The sequence below is a fragment of the Chloroflexota bacterium genome, from assembly GCA_015478725.1.
Lineage (GTDB): Bacteria > Chloroflexota > Limnocylindria > Limnocylindrales > CSP1-4 > C-114.
The window spans coordinates 1-17148 of record JADMIG010000039.1; the positions used below are offsets into that span (position 1 = coordinate 1).

The following is a 17148-nucleotide window of genomic DNA, read 5'->3' on the forward strand; positions in this document are numbered from 1 at the left end:
AAAACCCCGGAATGGGTGATCGGATTCAGCGGAATACGCATCCCCGTCGGCGGAGATGTACCATCCGAGCCCATTTTCGACCACGAGGCTCTGGTAAATCCGATCGCGATGTGGATCGACGTGGACGCCGCCCTCGCTCTGGGCTGCGGCGAGGATCAGATCCTCGCGGGTAAACCGTTCGCTGCTCCTGGTCTGCGCGACGTCCGCGTGCCACCACTGATTGAACGCCCTTGGCGGGTTCTGTCTCGGGGGCGAGAGGTCATCGAGGGGCGGAAGGTAGCGCCCAGCCGCTGGCGGCTGGGCATACTCCATGATCACGAGCGCAGAGCTCACGTTCACCAGTGGGCCGCCCCGAAGGGCGGTGTCCATGAACCCGACAAGCGGAAGGATCTGCAACTGCGTCAGTAGGGCGTGCTCCTTCCCTCGGTCCACGAGCAGCGTTCGCAGAACGGCAGCCAACCGTTTGGCTTCGGCCTCGTCGCCCGTGTCGTAGGCCGCCGCGGACCGACGGAGAAACCGCAGCTGCTCTCGAAGGAGGTCGACGAGTTCTTCACGTGTTCGAGCGAAGCGTTGCACTCGCGTGAGTGCAGCCCTTCGTTCCCGTTGGGCCTGCTTGCCGGTCACACTGCGACGCCTCGATCGAACGCATGGGCGCCGAGTCTCACAGGATGATTGTGCCTTGTCCGCTCGACGCACCGTGCGTAGGGCCTGTCATGCTTGGCCGCGTTGCGTCCGGCGGCTCCCGAAGCGCATACGTTGGATCGGTCAGGCGACAACCTGCGCGCGAATCCCGTTTGACTCGGTCCGGGCTCGTGGCTGCAGCCTGCAGCCTCAGACATGCCGACCGGAACCGTATCCTTGCCCGCATGAGCGACGTGCTCCTCGGCGTCATCATCGGCAGCCTTCTCTCGATCGCGGCTGGGATGCTCACGGAGGTCGTCCGTGGGAACCGCGAGTCGCGGGTCGACAGGGAGAAGCGGGCCGACGACCGGCGCCTCGCACGCGACTCGTTCCAGCGGGAAACGCTGCTCCGGTTTCAGGACGCGCTCGTGGATTGGGCTCGGGCCGGCGAAGAGCACCATAGAGCCGACAAGACGGCCTTCCGCGAGAGCGGGGAATGGGGCAAGAACCTTGTCGGCGAGGAGATGAGCAATCGCGAGCTGGCCGCCAACCGGAATCTGTCTCTCCTCCGCAGCCGCATCGAGGACGACGAACTCCGCGCTCGGCTCGGTGTCTGCCAGGGTATGTCAGTCCGAATGCTGATGGCGAAGGATCGGTCGACGGCGGTCGCCCTAAACATCGAGATGGCGCCTCACCTCGATTGGTGCCTGAACCGCGCCGGAGAGCTCATTCGCGCTCTCTGGTAGGAGCCTCTGTCAACCTTCGTGGAAACTCCCTTCCGGTTGACGTGATCAGGAGGCTTGCTCCTCCTCTCGTGGTGGCTGCTTGACCAGGAGCCGTCGACGAAACTGGGAGCCGCCGAGGGCCGAGTGCCACCGGCGCGGGCTTTCGAAGCCTTCGATGCCCCTCCGGAACGCCGATGTATCCTCACCCTCCCATGACGACCGCCGCCCGACCGACTGACAGCGCCGCCCGCGAGCGCGCCCAGGAGCTCATCCGCGCCTGGGAGGGACGGCCGGTCGTCGGTGGCGGGACCCGGGCGCTCGGCAGCCTCCTCGGTCGCGTCACGACGGTCGATCAGGTCGGAGTCGAGGAGCGGGTCGCCGCCCTCCGCACCCGGAGCATCAAGAAGGCGAGCAAGCTCTGGGCGCTCGACCTCGCGATCCGGATGATGGATCTGACGACCCTCGAGGGGAAGGACACGCCGGGCAAGATCCGCGCGATGTGCGTGAAGGCGATGCACCCGCTGCCCGGCGACCCGACGATCCCGTCCGTCGCGGCCGTCTGCGTCTACCCCGCCCTCGTCGAGGAGGCGAAGGCGGCGCTCGCCGGCTCTGGCGTCAAGGTCGCGAGCGTCGCGACCGGGTTCCCGAGTGGCCAGACGTTCCGCGACATCAAGATCGCCGAGACCCGGGCGGCCGCCGAGGTGGGAGCGGACGAGATCGACATGGTCATCGATCGGGGGGCCTTCCTCGCCGGCGACTACCTCACGGTCTTCGAGGAGATCGTTGCGGTCAGGGAGGCGGCCGGCGCGGCCCACCTCAAGGTGATCCTCGAGACGGGCGAGCTCGAGACGTACGACAACGTCCGCCGCGCATCCGTCCTCGCGATGGCCGCCGGCGCCGACTTCATCAAGACGTCCACCGGCAAGGTGACCCCGGCGGCCACGCTGCCGGTGACGCTCGTCATGCTCGAGGCGATCCGCGACTTCGAGCGCCAGACCGGGCGGGCCGTCGGGATGAAGCCCGCCGGCGGCATCCGCACGGCGAAGGAAGCGGTCCAGTACCTCGTCGTCCTCTACGAGACGCTCGGCCCGCGCTGGATGACGCCGGACCGCTTCCGGTTCGGCGCGAGCAGCCTCCTCAACGACGTCCTCATGCAAATCGAGAAGGAACGGACGGGTCGCTACTCGGACCCGGACGACTTCACCCTCGACTGAGGCACGGTCCGGGCGACGGGGGAGGTGAGCATGCGGTTCCCGAGGCGGTGGCGACGCTGGGTCGTGGCCGCCGTAGTGGTCATCCTCGTGGTCGCGTCGATCCGCGCTCTCGACAGCGTTTCGTGGATCCGGTACTACCGCGTCGTGGACGATCAGACGCTGAGCGTCGGGACGATCACCGGTCACGGTGCGTGGACGCGGGTGACGAGCCTCACCGAGACTCCATCGGCCGTCACCATCACCGTCAGCTCGCTCCGGCTCCAGCTCGGGCCGGGAACGGCGGATGGCGTACCAGTCGTCACGGAGGTGGCGTTGCACGAGCCGATCGGCAGTCGGACGGTCATCGATGGCAGTACTGGCCTGCCCGTGAAACCTTGCACGCACCAACCGGCGTATCCGACGGACTGCTTCTGACGTCGCACGACTGCGAGATCGAGACGCCACCCCCGGCCGGCAGCAGAGCGCGGTGCATAATGCCAAAGATGCTCCGACACCTTCCAACGAACCGATGACCGTTGCCCGCCGCGACACACCGCGACCCCCGAACAGCTGGGGCATGGGCGACGGACAGGCGATCCCGTGGGAGTACGCCCCGGCACCCGAGAGCCGCGAGGTCGTGAAGCTCCGCGAGCGCTACGGATTGTTCATCGGTGGGCGGTGGGTCAGCGCGAGCGACGGCGAGACGTTCCAGACGATCGATCCTTCCACGGAGGAGCCCCTCGCCGAGGTGGCCCGCGGGACCGCGGCGGACATGGACCGGGCGGTGCGGGCGGCCCGGGCGGCGTTCCGCCGCCGCTGGGGGGATCTGCCGGGTCGCGAGCGGGCGAAGTACCTCTTCCGGATCGCCCGGATCCTCCAGGAGCGGAGTCGCGAGTTCGCCGTCCTCGAGAGCATGGACAGCGGCAAGCCGATCCGGGAGAGCCGCGATGTCGACGTGCCGCTCGCCGCGGCGCACTTCTGGTACTACGCAGGCTGGGCGGACAAGCTCGACTACGCGTTCCCGGGCCGGGTCGCCCGCCCGCTGGGAGTGGCGGGCCAGATCATCCCGTGGAACTTCCCGTTGCTCATGCTCGCCTGGAAGATCGCCCCGGCCGTGGCGGCGGGCAACACGGTCGTGCTCAAGCCGGCGTCAACGACCCCGCTGACGGCGCTGCTCTTCGCCGATGTGTGCCAGCAGGCCGACCTGCCGCCCGGAGTCGTGAACATCGTCCCGGGGCCCGGCGACGTCGGCATGGCGCTCGTCCGGAACCCCGGCGTGGACAAGATCGCGTTCACCGGCTCGACCGAGATCGGGCGCCGCATCGCCGCCGGTGTCGCCGGCTCGGACAAGGCCCTCACCCTCGAGCTCGGCGGCAAGGCCGCGAACATCGTCTTCGACGACGCACCGCTCGACCAGGCGGTGGAAGGGATCGTCAACGGGATCTACTTCAACCAGGGTGAGGTCTGCTGCGCGGGCAGCCGGCTCCTCGTCCAGGAGAGCGTCGCCGAGGCGCTCATCGGCAAGCTCAAGGACCGCCTCGCGACGATCCGGGTCGGCGATCCGCTCGACAAGAACACGGATGTCGGCGCGATCAACAGCCGGGCCCAGCTCGAGAAGATCACCGAGCTCGTGGCGGCGGGCGTCGCCGAGGGTGCCGAGCTCTACCAGCCGGCCTGCGACCTGCCGGATCGCGGCTACTTCTTCCGGCCGACGCTCTTCACGAACGTCGCCCAGAGCCACCGGATCGCCCGCGAGGAGATCTTCGGGCCCGTCCTCTCCGTCCTCACCTTCCGGACCCCGGAGGAGGCGGTCGAGAAGGCGAACAACACGCCCTACGGCCTGTCCGCCGGGATCTGGACGGACAAGGGCAGCCGGATCCTCGCGATGGTCAGGCGGATGAAAGCCGGCGTCGTCTGGGCGAACACGTTCAACCGCTTCGATCCCACGAGTCCGTTCGGCGGCTACAAGGAGTCGGGCTACGGACGCGAGGGCGGCCGTCACGGCCTCCACGCCTACGTCCGCCTCGAGGACCGCTGATGGCGGAGTCCCGCATCGCCGTCCGCAAGACGTACAAGCTCTACATCGGCGGGGCGTTCCCGCGGTCCGAATCCGGCCGCTCGTACGTCGTGTCCGCGGCCGATGGAACCCCGTTCGCGAACGCTCCGCGCGCATCGCGCAAGGACCTCCGCGATGCCGTCCGGGCGGCGCGGGCGGCGGCTGCCCCGTGGGCGGACCGGACGGCGATGAACCGCGGCCAGATCCTTTACCGGGTGGCGGAGCTCATGGAGGGTCGCCGGACCCAGTTCATCGAGGAGGTCGGCGCAGCCGAGGGCGTCCGCGCGCCCCGGGCCGGGACCCTCGTCGATCGCTCGATCGACCGCTGGGTCTGGTACGCGGGGTGGGCGGACAAGATCGCCCAGGTCCTCGGCTCGGTGAACCCGGTCGGTGCGCCGTACTTCAACTTCACGATCCCTGAGCCGACGGGCGTGGTCGGGATCGTCGCCCCGGAGACGTCGTCGCTCCTCGGCTTCGTCTCGCGGGTCGCTCCCGCCCTCGCCGGCGGCAACGTCGTCGTCGTCCTCGCCTCTGAGTCGCGGCCGTTGCCGGCCGTCACCCTGACGGAGGTCCTCGGCACGTCCGACGTTCCGCCCGGCGTCGTCAACCTCCTCACCGGCCTGCGCCGCGAGCTCGTCCCGGTCATGGCCGCGCACGGGGACGTGGATTCGCTCGACACGTGGGGCGTGCCGCCGGAACTCCAGGAGTCGGTCGAGATCGCCGCGGCGGAGGACATCACCCGGATCCTCCGCCGCCCGGCGCGCGTCAGCGACGCCCGCTTCGACTGGACGGACGACCGCGCCGCCGAGCGACCCGAGTGGATCGCCGCCCACCTCGAGATGAAGACGGTCTGGCACCCGATCGGGATCTGAGGGCGGGCACCGACGATCGCGTCACGCGCCACGATCGCCCCGCCGCCCGGTACCGTCCGTAGACTGGCGCGATGCCGCCCGGCGTGTTCGTCCTCGTCCTGTTCGTCGCCGTGCTCCACGTCCTGTGGAACGCCGTCCTCAAGTCGTCCGGCGACACCCTTCGGACGGCGGCCCGGGCTATGGTCGTCGGGGTGGCGGTCTTCGCTCCGCCGATCGTCGTCGCCTGGCTCGCGACCGGCCGGCCCGGGATCCCCGGGGACGTCCTCGTCCTTGCCGTCGTCTCGGGCTTCCTCGAGGCGGCGTACTTCATCGCCCTCTCGGCCGCCTATCGGCGCGGCGACCTGTCCGTCGTCTACCCGATCGCCCGCGGGACCGCCCCGATCCTCGCGGTGGCACTCGGTGTCGTCGTCCTCGGGGAACGCCTGTCGCCACCGGGGGTCCTCGGGGTCGTGGCCCTGCTCTCCGGCATCGTCCTGGTCCAGCGACCATGGCGGGCGATCGCCGCCATCGCCGCAGTCCGGCGACGGAGCTCGAACGGCGGAGCGGGGCCGGGCAACGGGTCAGGCATCGGGCCGGGTGCCGCGGAGTTCGCCCTGCTCACGGGCGTGACGATCGCGGCCTACTCAGCCGTCGACCGGACCGCCGTCCAGCACGTCGCGCCGTGGCTCTACGCCGGGGTCGTCTTTCCAATCTGTGCCATCGTCCTCGTCGGCTGGGTGCGGCTCGTCGCCGACCGCGGCCGGCCACCGACGTTCGCCGTTTCATCGTCTGCGGCTCCCGCTCCCACTCCCGCGCCGGCCTCGTGGCTCCTGTCCGGGATCGCCGGGACCGTCAGCCTCGGCGCGTACGGCCTCATCCTCCTCGCCTACACGCTCGCTCCGCTCACGGCGGTGGCGCCGCTTCGCGAGAGCTCGGTGGTCATCGCCTCGGCCTGGGGCGCGATCCGGATGCGCGAGGCGGTCGGGACGGCGGACCGCATCCGGCGGATCGGCGGCGCCTGCCTCGTCCTCGCCGGCGCCGTGCTCCTCGCCCTCGAGCCCTGAGTCGGGGCCGGACGTCCGGGCCTGGCGGTTCCCGAGCCGGCGTTCGGGCCTCAGCCGTCCGCTGTGTCCGTCACCGGCACGTCCACGGTCGCCCGACGGCCGAACAATCGCCGCTGGCCGAACGGACTGTTGGCCACGGCCACGCCGCCGACCACGAGCGCGGTCCCGGCGAGGACGCGCGCGTCGACCGTCTCGTGGAGGACGACGAAGCCGAGGACGATCCCGACGATCGGGAGGAGATAGGCGACGAGCGAGGTGCGCGTCGATCCCCACGTCGCGAGGAGCCGGAAGAACGCCAGGTAGGCGAGGCCCGAGCCGAACAGGCCGAGCCAGAGGACCGCGAAGACGGACGAGGCCTGGTAGGCGATCCCGAACGGGCGCTCGACGGCGAGGGCGAGTGCGGCGCTGATGACGAACGCGAAGAACACCTGGAAGAAGGCCTGGACCATCGGCCGCAGACCGCGCACGTTGTGGCGCGCATAGACGTTCCCGGCCGCGTACGAGATGGACGATCCGATCATCGCGATCTCACCCGGCAGATCCGCCCCGCCGCCGCGCCCGAGGCTCGGGCTCGTGAGGAGGATGACACCGCCGAACCCCACCACGAGCCCGACCAGCCGGTTGACGCTGATCGGCTCGTCCGTGAGCACGAGCGCGGCGAAGATGATCGTGAAGAGCGGGACGGATGCGTTGAGGATCGAGGCGAGCGACGAATCGATCGTCTGCTCGCCGGAGGTGATGAGCGAGAACGGGATGACGATGTTGAGGATCGCCATGACGACGAGATGGCGATAGATCCGCGGGTCTCGTGGCAGCCGTTCGCCCGAAGCCCGGAGGACCACGCCGAGGAGGAGCGACCCGACGAGGAGCCGGCCGGCGACGAGGGTGAACGGGGTGAGCGTCTCGACGCCGATCTTGATGAAGAGGTAGCTGCTGCCCCAGAAGAGGCCGAGGGCGCCGAAGATGAGCCATTCGATGCGCGTGGTGCGGGCGGCCAATGGTCCCTCCGGGCGTCGATCTCGGCGGATGATACGCGGTCTTGGACTATCGATGTGGGCCAATGTTCCCTGCCCGGCACTCGTTCCGCTCGGCGACGGATCGGCCGGGAGCCCGCTGCGGACGGCGACGGACCGCCGATCTCCCGTACCATCGGCCAGATGGCCGACCTCGCCCGCGACCGAGCCTCCCTCATCGCCGCGCTGATGGAGAGTGAGCCGGTGGCGGCAGTCGAGCCCGATCGCATCCGCGTCGTCCACGCTCCGGGTCGCGTCAACCTCCTCGGCGAACACACGGACTACAACCAGGGCTTCGTCCTACCCGTTGCGATCAGCCTCGGCATCTCCATCGCCCTCGTCGCAACGGACGACCGGCGGGTCGAACTGACCCTCGCCGCGACGGGGGAGCGGGGCGTCGTGGAGCTCGATGCGATCGGCGACCGGAGGGGGACCTGGATCGACTATGTCCGCGGCACGGCCTGGGCACTCATCGAGGCCGGCCTCCCGGTCCACGGCTTCCGCGGTCTGCTTGCCTCCGATCTGCCCGCGGGTTCGGGTCTCTCCTCCTCGGCGGCCCTTGAGCTCGCCTCGGCCTGGGCGCTCTCCGGGGGCGAGCCTCCGCCGTCCGACCCGCTCGGGCTCGCCCGGATCGCCCAGCGCGGGGAGAACGTGTACGTCGGGGTCGGCTCGGGGCTCATGGACCAGTTCGCCTCCTCGTGCGGGGTCGCCGGCGCCGCCCTCCTGCTCGATTGCCGGTCGCTCGAGTGGCATGCCGTGCCGATCCCGCCGGACCTGCGGATCGTCGTCTGCCACACCGGCTCGACGCGGCGGCTCAACGGCTCCTCGTACAACGCCCGAGTCGCCGAGTGCCGCCGCGCGGTCCAGGCGATCGCCGCCGTCGAGGGTCCGGCCGTCGCGACGCTTCGCGACGTCGACGCCGCGATGCTGGCGCGCAACGCCGATCGGCTCGACCCGATCGCGCGACGCCGCGCGGAGCACATCGTCGCCGAGAACGGCCGGGTACTCGAGGCCGAAGCCGCGCTCCGATCGGACGACGCAGGGGCGATCCGCGAGCTGTTCGCGGCGAGCCACGCGTCCATGCGCGACCTCTTCGAGATCAGCTCGCCGGAGCTCGACGCGCTCGTCGAGATCGCCTCGCCGGTCCCTGGCGTGATCGGGGCGCGGATGACGGGCGGCGGCTTCGGCGGCTGCACGGTCAACCTCGTGCGGCCGGAGGCGGTTGAACGGCTTCGCGAGGCGGTGGAGCGCGACTACCCGGCGCGGACCGGGCGGTCGCCACGCGTCTGGGAGGTCGACGCCGTCGCCGGGGCGGACGTCGTCGCCTGATCGGCGAACCCCGGGCATGCGGGGGCTCGTGGGGACCTCGGTCAGCCCTTGGTGGAGCCAAGCGTCAGGCCGCCGATGAACTGTTTCTGCAGAATGACGAACACGATCAGTGTCGGCAGAGCGACGAGGATCGCCCCGGCTGAGAGAAGATTGTTGTCGGTGAAGAACTGACCCGAGAGGTTGTTGAGAGCGGACGTGATCGGCAACTTCGAACCGGTCCGCATCAGCAGGATCGCCCAGAAGAAGTCGTTGTAGATCCAGGTGAACTCGAGGGTCGCGAGCGCGGCGAGGGCCGGCCTCGTCAAAGGCAGGATCACCCGCAGGTAGGTATCCCAGACCGATGCACCGTCGACGACGGCGGCTTCGTTGAGTTCCCGCGGGATCGTCTTCATGAAATTCGACAGCACGAACGTGCAGAAGCCGAGCTGGAACGCGACGTGGATCGCGATGATCCCGATGAACTGGTCGTAGAAGACCCCGTTGTCGCTGAGCGGCTGCGGCAAGGGAAGCGCCAGGTACAGCCGGAAGAGCGGCACGATGACCACCTGCTGGGGCAGCAGGTTGCCCGCCGTGAACAACATCAGGAGGGCCAGGCTGAATTTGAAGCTGTAGCGAGACACCGCAAAGGCGACCATCGAAGCAAAGAACAGCACGAGGATCACCGCCGGGACCACGATGATGATCGTGTTGAGGAAGAAATGTGGTAGTTCGGCCTGGTTCCAGGCATTGACGAAGTTGTCGATCGTATACGTGCCACCGATGGACACATACCCGAGTCGGGCCGTTTCGCCGTATGGGCGCAACGCCGTGTAGATGGCCCACCCCAGCGGGAAGAGCCACACTGCGCAGACCGCGATCAGGAATGCGTGGAGTAGTGCCCGGCGAGGCCTCCGTCGTGCAGGACGTGCACCGACACCCGCCCGGGACGCCGTCGCGGTGGCGATCATCGGGCATCCTCGCCGAGCGTGCGCGCCAGGTAGAAGATGATCGGTCCGATTGAGATCAGCAGAAGAATCACGGCGATCGCGGATCCGAACCCGACCCTGCTGGCTTCGCCGAGAATGTTGTTGGTCACGAGCACCGACAGGAGCTCGAGTCCGTTCAGGCCCTTGTTGATGATGTAGACGATGTCGAAGGCCCGAAGTGACTCGATGACCGTCACCACGAGGACGACGACATTGATCGGGGCGAGTATCGGGAAGATCACCCGGAAAAAGGTCTGACGAGCGTTCGCACCGTCGATCGACGCCGCCTCACGGAGCGTCGGATCGACGCTCTTGAGCCCCGCCAGGTAGAGGACCATGACGTAGCCGACGTGCCGCCAGCTCGCCGCAACAAGGACTGCCCAGAGGTTGATGTCCGGATTCCCAAGCCAGTCGATGAGGTGGCCGCTGCTCGTGGTTGTGCCGAGCACATTGTTGAGGAAGCCCTGATCGGGTGCGTACTGCAGCTCCCAGATGAATCCCACGACCGCAAGGGACAGCACGACAGGCATGTAGATGATGCTCTGGTAGATCCGCGATCCTCGAATCTCCCGATCGAGCAGGACCGCGAGGAGCATCCCGATCGGGGTGGCGATCAAGAGGAATACGGCCAGCCAGATGAGGTTGTGGGCCAGCGCCGGATAGAACGGCGGATAGATACCGCCAAACAGGACCTGGTAGTTCGTGAGCCCGACGAACTTGATCCGGCCGAGCCCACCGATCCCGTTCCAACTCGTGAAAGAGAGGAGGATCGAGCCGAGGGTCGGGAGCCAGATGAGGAAGATGTGGATGAAGGCCGGTATGCCCACCATCAGCGCCAGGATCACCTTGTCCCGGCGGGTGAGCAGGCTGTAGCGGCGTCGCTTTCGCGACGCCGCTGGCCTGGCGGCCGTCGGATCCACGACCGTCACGTTCGGATGATTGGCCGACCTAGCTGAGGAGCGGTTCGACCGATCTCATTGGGCCGGCAAGCTGTCGTAGAAGGCCTGAATGCCCTTGAGATACGCGTCGAGATCCTGGGTCGGATCGCTGAGGAACTTCTGGATGAAGCCCTGCATGCCGTTCGGCCCGGCGAAGTCCGGCCGTGTGTCGCGGTCGAGGAACTGGGCGATCTTGTTCGATGCCCCGATGATCTTGGCCGACGACAGCTGGAATGCGTTGTACTTGCTCGTGTCGGCGTCCGTGGCGGCCGCGACGTCGTTGGGGTCCGAGGTCAGGTAGATGGACTCCGCCCCGGGTGTTCCGATGAACGCCAGCAACGCTTTCGCTGCGTCGGGGTTCTTCGGCTTCGCCGCCATCATGAACCCGTCGATCGGAGCGTCGATCGCGTTCTCCGAGTCGTACTGGGTTCCGAAGAGCGGGAAGGGGAAGAAGTCGAGGTCGTCATGCGTCGCTGGGTCGGTCGCCTGCTGACCGGCGAACGTGCCGAGGAAGTACATCCCCGCCTTGTTGCTGATCATCGACTGAGCTGCGTCCTGCCAGGTGCGACCGAGAGCGGCCTCCTGATGGTAAGGGAGAAGAGTCGCCCATCTCTGGTAGACGGCCTTGACCTGCGGGTCGGTCCACTTGTTCTTTCCGGCCATGAGACTGACGTGATAGTCGTACCCATTCAGGCGCATGTTGAGGATGTCGAAGGTGCCCATCGCGGGCCAGCCGTCCTTGTCGCCGAAGGCGAGCGGGACGAGGCCGTCCGACTGCATCTTCTTGGCCAGCGTCGTGAAGTCGTCGATCGTCTTGGGGATCTGGTACCCCTGCTTCGCGAAGAGCGACTTCCGATAGATCACGACCCACGGGTAGTTGTAGATCGGGACGAAATACTGCTTTCCGTCGTCGCCGGTTGATGCCCCCTTGAATGCACTGCTGAAGTGGGACCCGATCGTGGACCAGACGTCGCTGATGTCCCCGGCAAGGCCCTGGGCAGCGAAGAAGCGCATCCGGTAGCCGGCAAACCAGGTGAACACGTCATCCGGCGTGCCTTGCAGGTAGGCGCTGATCGTGTCCTGGAACTTTCCATGCTCGACGGTGTTGACGGTGACCGCGATGCCTGTCTTGGCGGTGAAGGCGTCGATGACGTCCTGCATCGCTTTCTTCGGCACCGCATCTGAGAGGCTGGAGCCGAAGGTCGTCGATCCGGTCGCGGCCGACCCGGCGGCAGCGGACGGCGCCGCGGCGGACGGCGCAGCGGCGGACGGCGCGCTGCTCGCTGCGGGTGACGGCGTCGCCGCCGAGCTGCACGCGGCGAGGAGGGCCGGGACGGACGCGAGCCCGGCGACCCCCGCGATGCCCTTCAGGACCGTACGACGACTGACGGTGCGCGAGCCCGACTCCTCGATCGGCGAGCCGGGTGTCTCGGGAAGTGCCATGGCTGACGTGTCCTCCTCCAGATCGCCGGTCGCTGCGGAGCACAAAATCCAACAGGACCGAACGGATTGTCAGTCGGCGCCGAGTGGGTGTCAAGATGCCATGTGGCATCTGCGATGGTTCATGTCTGAAAACGTTGACTTTCAGCGCTCCGTCCGCCAATCTCAACAGCGAACGGACATGACAGCGGGGTCCGGTCGGAGGCTCAGGGCAGCGGAGGATGTGGATGCGCACGCGTGATCGGGAGGCGCGCTGAGTGCTCGCCCGGCAACGCCAGGCCTTGATCGTCGATCGCGTCCGGGAGGACGGAGCGGTCCGCGTCGCCGACCTTGTTCGCATCCTCGGCGTGTCGGACATGACCGTCCGCCGCGACCTCGAGGTGCTCCACGATCAGGGCCTGCTGGAGAAGGTCCACGGCGGGGCGACGGCCCTCCCCGGCAGTGCCCTCTTCGAGCCGGGATTCGCCGCCAAGTCGACCCTCCAGCAGGCGGAGAAGGATGCGATCGCCGCCGCGGCCGTCACGCTCGTCGAGCCGGGCACGGCGATCGGCGTTTCCGCCGGGACCACGACGTACACGATCGCCCGCGCCCTCATCGACATCGCGGATCTGACGGTCGTCACCAACTCGATCCCCGTCGCCGACGCGCTCCACGCTGCCGGCCGTCGCGACCAGACGATCATCCTCACCGGTGGCGTCCGCACGCCATCCGATGCGCTCGTCGGCCCGTTCGCGGTCGCCGCCCTGCGGAGCGTCCACCTTGACCTCGTCTTCATGGGCGTTCACGGCATGGATGTCCGATCCGGGTTCACGACCCCGAACCTCCTCGAGGCCGAGACGAACCGGGCCCTCATCGAGGCCGGGCGCCGGCTCGTCGTGACGGCCGACCACACGAAATGGGGCGTCATCGGCATCAGCTCGATCGCCCGCCTCGACGAGGCGGACGTCCTCATCACGGACTCCGGGCTCGAGGCGGACGCGCGGAACCAGCTCGACGGTCACGTCCGCGAGCTCGTCGTCGTCGATCCGGGTGGTCGAGCCTGATGGACGGACGGGCTCCGCTCCTCGACGGTCCCCATCGCCGCTACGACCCGCTCACGGACGAGTGGGTCCTCGTCTCGGCGGGCCGGACGCACCGACCATGGCTCGGGCGCGAGGAGCGACCGGCCGTCGAACGGCTGCCGGCATACGATCCCGAGTGCTATCTCTGCCCGGGCAACCGGCGGGTGGGCGGTGAGGAGAACCCGGCGTACGACTCGACGTACGTGTTCACCAATGACTTCGCCGCGCTCCGCCCGGAGGCATCGATCGAGCGGGTCGGATCGGGGCTCCTCGTCGCGGAGGGCGAGCGGGGCACCTGTCGGGTCATCTGCTTCTCGCCCCGCCACGACGCCGGGCTCGCCCGGATGGAGCCGGCGGACGTGCGCCGCGTCATCGACGTGTGGTCGGATCAGACCACCGAGCTCGGGGCCGCATACCGCTGGGTCCAGGTGTTCGAGAATCGCGGCGAGTCGATGGGCGCGTCGAATCCGCATCCCCACGGCCAGGTCTGGGCCGGGTCCGCTCTGCCGCGCCAGGCCGCGCGCGAGGACGGGACGCAGCGTCGGCACCTCGATCTCCACGGCAGGCGGCTCCTCCTCGACTATGCCGCGACGGAGGCGGGCGGTCCGCGGGTCGTCGAGCTCGGCGAGGACTGGCTCGTCGTCGTCCCGTTCTGGGCGACGTGGCCCTTCGAGACGCTCCTCATCCCGCGTGCGCCCGTGGAACGTCTCCCGGAGCTCGACGATCGCCGCCGCGATGCGCTGGCACGGACGATCATCCGGCTCCTCGGGCGGTACGACAACCTCTTCGACGAGCCGTTCCCGTACTCGATGGGCTGGCATCAGGCGCCGTTCGGGAGCGGGTCGACGAGCCACTGGCAGCTCCACGCCCACTTCTACCCGCCGCTCCTGCGGGCGACGGTGCGGAAGTTCATGGTCGGCTACGAGCTCCTCGCGGAGCCCCAGCGCGACCTCTCGGCCGAGGAGGCCGCGGAGCGCCTCCGTGCCGTCGAGCCGGCGCGGTCCGTCGCGCTCGACGAGGTCGTCCGCACCTGACCGTCCGGCCGGCGCGCCCGCTACGATGGGGGCTGCGGCGACAGGAGGACGGATGCGGCTCTGGGGCGGGCGATTCAGCGAGGCGAACGACCGGCGGGTCGCCGGATTCACGAGCTCGATCGAGCTCGACCAGGCGCTCGCCACGGACGACCTCACGGGCTCGATCGCCCACGTCCGCGGGCTCGGCCGGGCCGGACTGCTCGACGCCGACGCAGTCGCGACGCTCATCGGCGGTCTCGAGGCCCTGCGAGCGGAGGTCGAGGCCGGCACGCTGACCTGGGACGCCGAGCTCGAGGACGTCCACCTCAACCTGGAAGCGGCCCTCGCGGATCGGATCGGGCCGCTCGCCGGCCGGCTCCACACCGGACGGTCGCGGAACGACCAGGTGGCAACGGATCTGCGGCTCTGGCTCCGGCGGACGATCGACACCCTCGACGGGGCGCTCGTCGGCTTCGAGCGGGCTCTCGTCGACCTCGCCGCGCGCGAGGGGGAGGCGATCCTCCCCGGGACGACCCACATCCAGCCAGCCCAGCCTGTCCTCTTCGCCCACCACCTGCTCGCCTACGTCGAGATGCTCGAACGAGACCGCGGCAGGTTCGCCGACACGCGACGGCGAGCGAACGTGAGCCCCCTCGGTTCCGGCGCGCTCGCCGGCGCCGGCTACCGGCTCGACCGCGAGGCGACGGCAGCCGACCTCGGCTTCGACGGGGTGACCGCGAACTCGCTCGACGCGGTGAGCGATCGCGACTTCGTCGTCGAGTTCCTCGCCGCAGCGTCGCTCACGATGATCCATCTCAGCCGGCTCGCCGAGGAGATCACGTGGTGGTCGAACCCGCGCTTCGGGTTCGTCCGCGTCGCGGACGCGTTCTCGACCGGCAGCTCGATGATGCCGAACAAGAAGAATCCCGATCCGGCCGAGCTCGTCCGCGGGCGGGCGGGGCGGGTCGTGGGTTCGCTGACCGGCATGCTCGCGGTCCTCAAGGGACTGCCGCTCGCGTACCAGCGAGACCTCCAGGAGGACAAGGCGCCGCTGTTCGAGACGGCGGCGACACTCGAGGCGTCGCTCGGGATCATGGCGGGCCTCATGGCCACGCTCGCCATCGACCGCCACCGGATGCGGACGGCGGCGGAGGAGGGGTTCACCACCGCGACCGCGGTCGCCGACGCGCTCGTCCGACGTGACGTGCCGTTCCGGGTCGCCCACCACGTGGTCGCTGGGCTCGTGGCAGCGGCCGAGGCGGCGGGGGTCGGGCTCGATGCCCTGCCGGACGCGACGATCGTGGCGGCCCTCGCCGCGGGCGGCGATCCCGGTGCAGTGGCGATCGCCGCGGACCCCGGCATCGGCGACGAGCTGCGGGCCGCCGCGTCCATCGAGGCGGCGATCGCGTCGTGCGACGTGATCGGCGGGACGGCCCCGCGGCGCGTCGCGGAGGCGCTCGCCGCAGCCCGGGCTCGGCTCGACCCGGGAGCCTGACCATGCTCACCGCCGAGGCGATCCGGCGCGCCCCGAAGGCGCTCCTCCACGATCATCTGGACGGCGGCCTCCGGCCGGCCACGATCGTCGATCTCGCCGCCGAGTCCGGTTATCGCGGTCTGCCGACGACGGACGTCGCCGAGCTCGCCCGCTGGATCCAGCGCGGCGCGGACCGCAAGTCCCTCGAGCTCTACCTCGAGACGTTCGTCCACACCGTGGGCGTCATGCAGGAGCGTGACGCGATCGTCCGGGTGGCCGCCGAGTGCGCCGAGGATCTTGCGGCCGACGGGGTGGTCTATGCCGAGGTCCGCTACGCCCCGGAGCTCTCCGTCGAGCGTGGACTCTCGCTCGACGAGGTCGTGGAGGCGACCCTCGAGGGGTTCCGGCTCGGCTCGGCGCGAGCTGCTGCGGCAGGTCATCCGATCGTCGTCCGGGCGCTCGTGACCGCCATGCGGCAGGCCGATCGGGCATCGGAGATCGCCGAGCTGGCCCTGCGCCATCGGGACGCCGGCGTGGTGGGCTTCGACATCGCCGGCCCGGAGGCGGGCTATCCGCCGGGTCGGTTCGCGGACGCCTTCCGCCGGCTCACGCACGCGAGCTTCCACCTGACCCTCCACGCCGGCGAGGGATACGGCCTGCCGTCCATCCGCGAGGCGCTCGAGCTCGGCGCCGAGCGCCTCGGTCACGGCGTCCGGATCATCGACGACATCGACGTAGACGGCGACGGTCGCGCCCGCCTCGGACGACTCGCCGCCTACGTCCGGGATCGGCGCATCCCGCTCGAGTTGTGCCCGACCTCGAACGTCCATACCGGGCTCGCGGCGTCCGTCGCGGAGCATCCGATCGATCTCCTCCGGCGGCTCCGCTTCCGCGTCACCGTGAACACGGACAACCGGCTCATGTCCGGGGTCTCCCTGTCGTCCGAGTTCGCCGCCCTCGACGCGGCCTTCTCGATCGGCCTCGGTGAGATGGAGTGGCTCACCCTCAACGCGATGAAGAGTGCGTTCCTTCCGTTCGACGAGCGGCTGCGGATGATCGACGAGGTCATCAAGCCCGGCTACGCGCGGCTGCGGCGGGAGGCCGCCGGCTGACGAACGCCGATTGCGCGAGCGGCCACATGCGAGCGGCCGAATGCACGCTCTGCGAGCGCAAAGCCGGGTGGTCGGGGTGCGGGGAGCCACTGCGCAGTCTCCGGATGCGGTCGTCCGGCGGGTCCACGCACGAACGGAGTCGCGCCGATGGGCCGCCATTCGGTTGTTGGTGCTACGACACCCGGCTGAACCGACCGAACGCTCGTGTCGCGAGCATCTGACCAAATAGCGGACGCGGAGCCTGCGACGACGCGGGACGCCAGCTTGCGACGACGCGCGACGCCGAGCCTGCG

General features: G+C 69.2%; 16 protein-coding genes. 11 read left to right on the forward strand and 5 right to left on the reverse strand.

Going from position 1 to position 17148, the window contains the following annotated elements:
• On the reverse strand, nucleotides 1–624 hold a 624-nt coding region (locus tag IVW53_14260), incomplete at its 3' end, for a hypothetical protein (protein MBF6606729.1).
• A gap of 242 nt (nucleotides 625–866) precedes the next feature.
• Between IVW53_14260 and IVW53_14265 the strand changes: the two genes are divergently transcribed.
• The 6 genes from IVW53_14265 to IVW53_14290 all read left to right on the forward strand — a co-directional run bounded on the left by IVW53_14265 (nucleotide 867) and on the right by IVW53_14290 (nucleotide 6510).
• Nucleotides 867–1367 (forward strand): hypothetical protein, encoded by a 501-nt coding sequence (locus tag IVW53_14265; GenBank protein MBF6606730.1) that lies wholly within the window; start codon nucleotides 867–869, stop codon nucleotides 1365–1367.
• A 191-nt stretch (nucleotides 1368–1558) separates the two neighbouring features.
• Nucleotides 1559–2560 (forward strand): deoxyribose-phosphate aldolase, encoded by a 1002-nt coding sequence (gene deoC, locus IVW53_14270; GenBank protein ID MBF6606731.1) that lies wholly within the window; start codon nucleotides 1559–1561, stop codon nucleotides 2558–2560.
• 30 nt (nucleotides 2561–2590) lie between these two features.
• The gene (locus IVW53_14275) at nucleotides 2591–2974 is read left to right on the forward strand and encodes a hypothetical protein (GenBank protein ID MBF6606732.1); all 384 of its coding nucleotides are present in this window, start codon (nucleotides 2591–2593) and stop codon (nucleotides 2972–2974) included.
• Nucleotides 2975–3116: 142 nt separating this feature from the next.
• Nucleotides 3117–4577 (forward strand): aldehyde dehydrogenase family protein, encoded by a 1461-nt coding sequence (locus IVW53_14280; GenBank protein ID MBF6606733.1) that lies wholly within the window; start codon nucleotides 3117–3119, stop codon nucleotides 4575–4577.
• Entirely contained in the window at nucleotides 4577–5467 is an 891-nt protein-coding gene (locus IVW53_14285) for an aldehyde dehydrogenase family protein (protein ID MBF6606734.1), read from the forward strand. Before IVW53_14280 ends, IVW53_14285 begins: the two co-directional genes overlap by 1 nt.
• A 71-nt stretch (nucleotides 5468–5538) precedes the next feature.
• Complete coding sequence (locus tag IVW53_14290) at nucleotides 5539–6510, forward strand: EamA family transporter (GenBank protein ID MBF6606735.1); 972 nt, start codon at nucleotides 5539–5541, stop codon at nucleotides 6508–6510.
• A 50-nt stretch (nucleotides 6511–6560) separates the two neighbouring features.
• Here the strand turns inward: IVW53_14290 and IVW53_14295 are convergent, their stop codons facing one another.
• Nucleotides 6561–7508, reverse strand: a complete 948-nt coding sequence (locus IVW53_14295) for a DMT family transporter (GenBank protein MBF6606736.1) — start codon at nucleotides 7506–7508, stop codon at nucleotides 6561–6563.
• A gap of 159 nt (nucleotides 7509–7667) precedes the next feature.
• Between IVW53_14295 and galK the strand changes: the two genes are divergently transcribed.
• The gene (gene galK / locus IVW53_14300) at nucleotides 7668–8852 is read left to right on the forward strand and encodes a galactokinase (GenBank protein MBF6606737.1); all 1185 of its coding nucleotides are present in this window, start codon (nucleotides 7668–7670) and stop codon (nucleotides 8850–8852) included.
• Between the two features lie 41 nt (nucleotides 8853–8893).
• Here galK and IVW53_14305 read toward each other — a convergent pair whose 3' ends face one another.
• The 3 genes from IVW53_14305 to IVW53_14315 all read right to left on the reverse strand — a co-directional run bounded on the left by IVW53_14305 (nucleotide 8894) and on the right by IVW53_14315 (nucleotide 12198).
• Nucleotides 8894–9799: a carbohydrate ABC transporter permease gene (locus IVW53_14305; GenBank protein MBF6606738.1), complete on the reverse strand. Its 906-nt coding sequence runs from the start codon at nucleotides 9797–9799 to the stop codon at nucleotides 8894–8896.
• Nucleotides 9796–10647, reverse strand: a complete 852-nt coding sequence (locus IVW53_14310) for a sugar ABC transporter permease (protein MBF6606739.1) — start codon at nucleotides 10645–10647, stop codon at nucleotides 9796–9798. Before IVW53_14310 ends, IVW53_14305 begins: the two co-directional genes overlap by 4 nt.
• A gap of 144 nt (nucleotides 10648–10791) precedes the next feature.
• Nucleotides 10792–12198 (reverse strand): carbohydrate ABC transporter substrate-binding protein, encoded by a 1407-nt coding sequence (locus IVW53_14315; protein ID MBF6606740.1) that lies wholly within the window; start codon nucleotides 12196–12198, stop codon nucleotides 10792–10794.
• Between the two features lie 254 nt (nucleotides 12199–12452).
• On the opposite strand from IVW53_14315, the gene IVW53_14320 reads away from it, so the two are divergent.
• Genes IVW53_14320 through IVW53_14335 form a run of 4 tightly spaced genes read left to right on the forward strand, consistent with a single transcriptional unit; the run spans nucleotide 12453 to nucleotide 16855 of the window.
• Nucleotides 12453–13238 (forward strand): DeoR/GlpR transcriptional regulator, encoded by a 786-nt coding sequence (locus IVW53_14320; GenBank protein ID MBF6606741.1) that lies wholly within the window; start codon nucleotides 12453–12455, stop codon nucleotides 13236–13238.
• Nucleotides 13238–14290, forward strand: coding sequence for a UDP-glucose--hexose-1-phosphate uridylyltransferase (locus tag IVW53_14325; GenBank protein ID MBF6606742.1), 1053 nt, complete (start codon nucleotides 13238–13240; stop codon nucleotides 14288–14290). Before IVW53_14320 ends, IVW53_14325 begins: the two co-directional genes overlap by 1 nt.
• Nucleotides 14291–14315: 25 nt before the next feature.
• Entirely contained in the window at nucleotides 14316–15764 is a 1449-nt protein-coding gene (argH, locus tag IVW53_14330; GenBank protein MBF6606743.1) for an argininosuccinate lyase, read from the forward strand.
• A 2-nt stretch (nucleotides 15765–15766) separates the two neighbouring features.
• Nucleotides 15767–16855 carry an adenosine deaminase gene (locus IVW53_14335; protein ID MBF6606744.1) on the forward strand — a complete coding sequence of 363 codons (1089 nt, stop codon included), beginning with the start codon at nucleotides 15767–15769 and terminating at the stop codon, nucleotides 16853–16855.
• The last annotated feature ends 293 nt before the right edge of the window (nucleotides 16856–17148 follow it).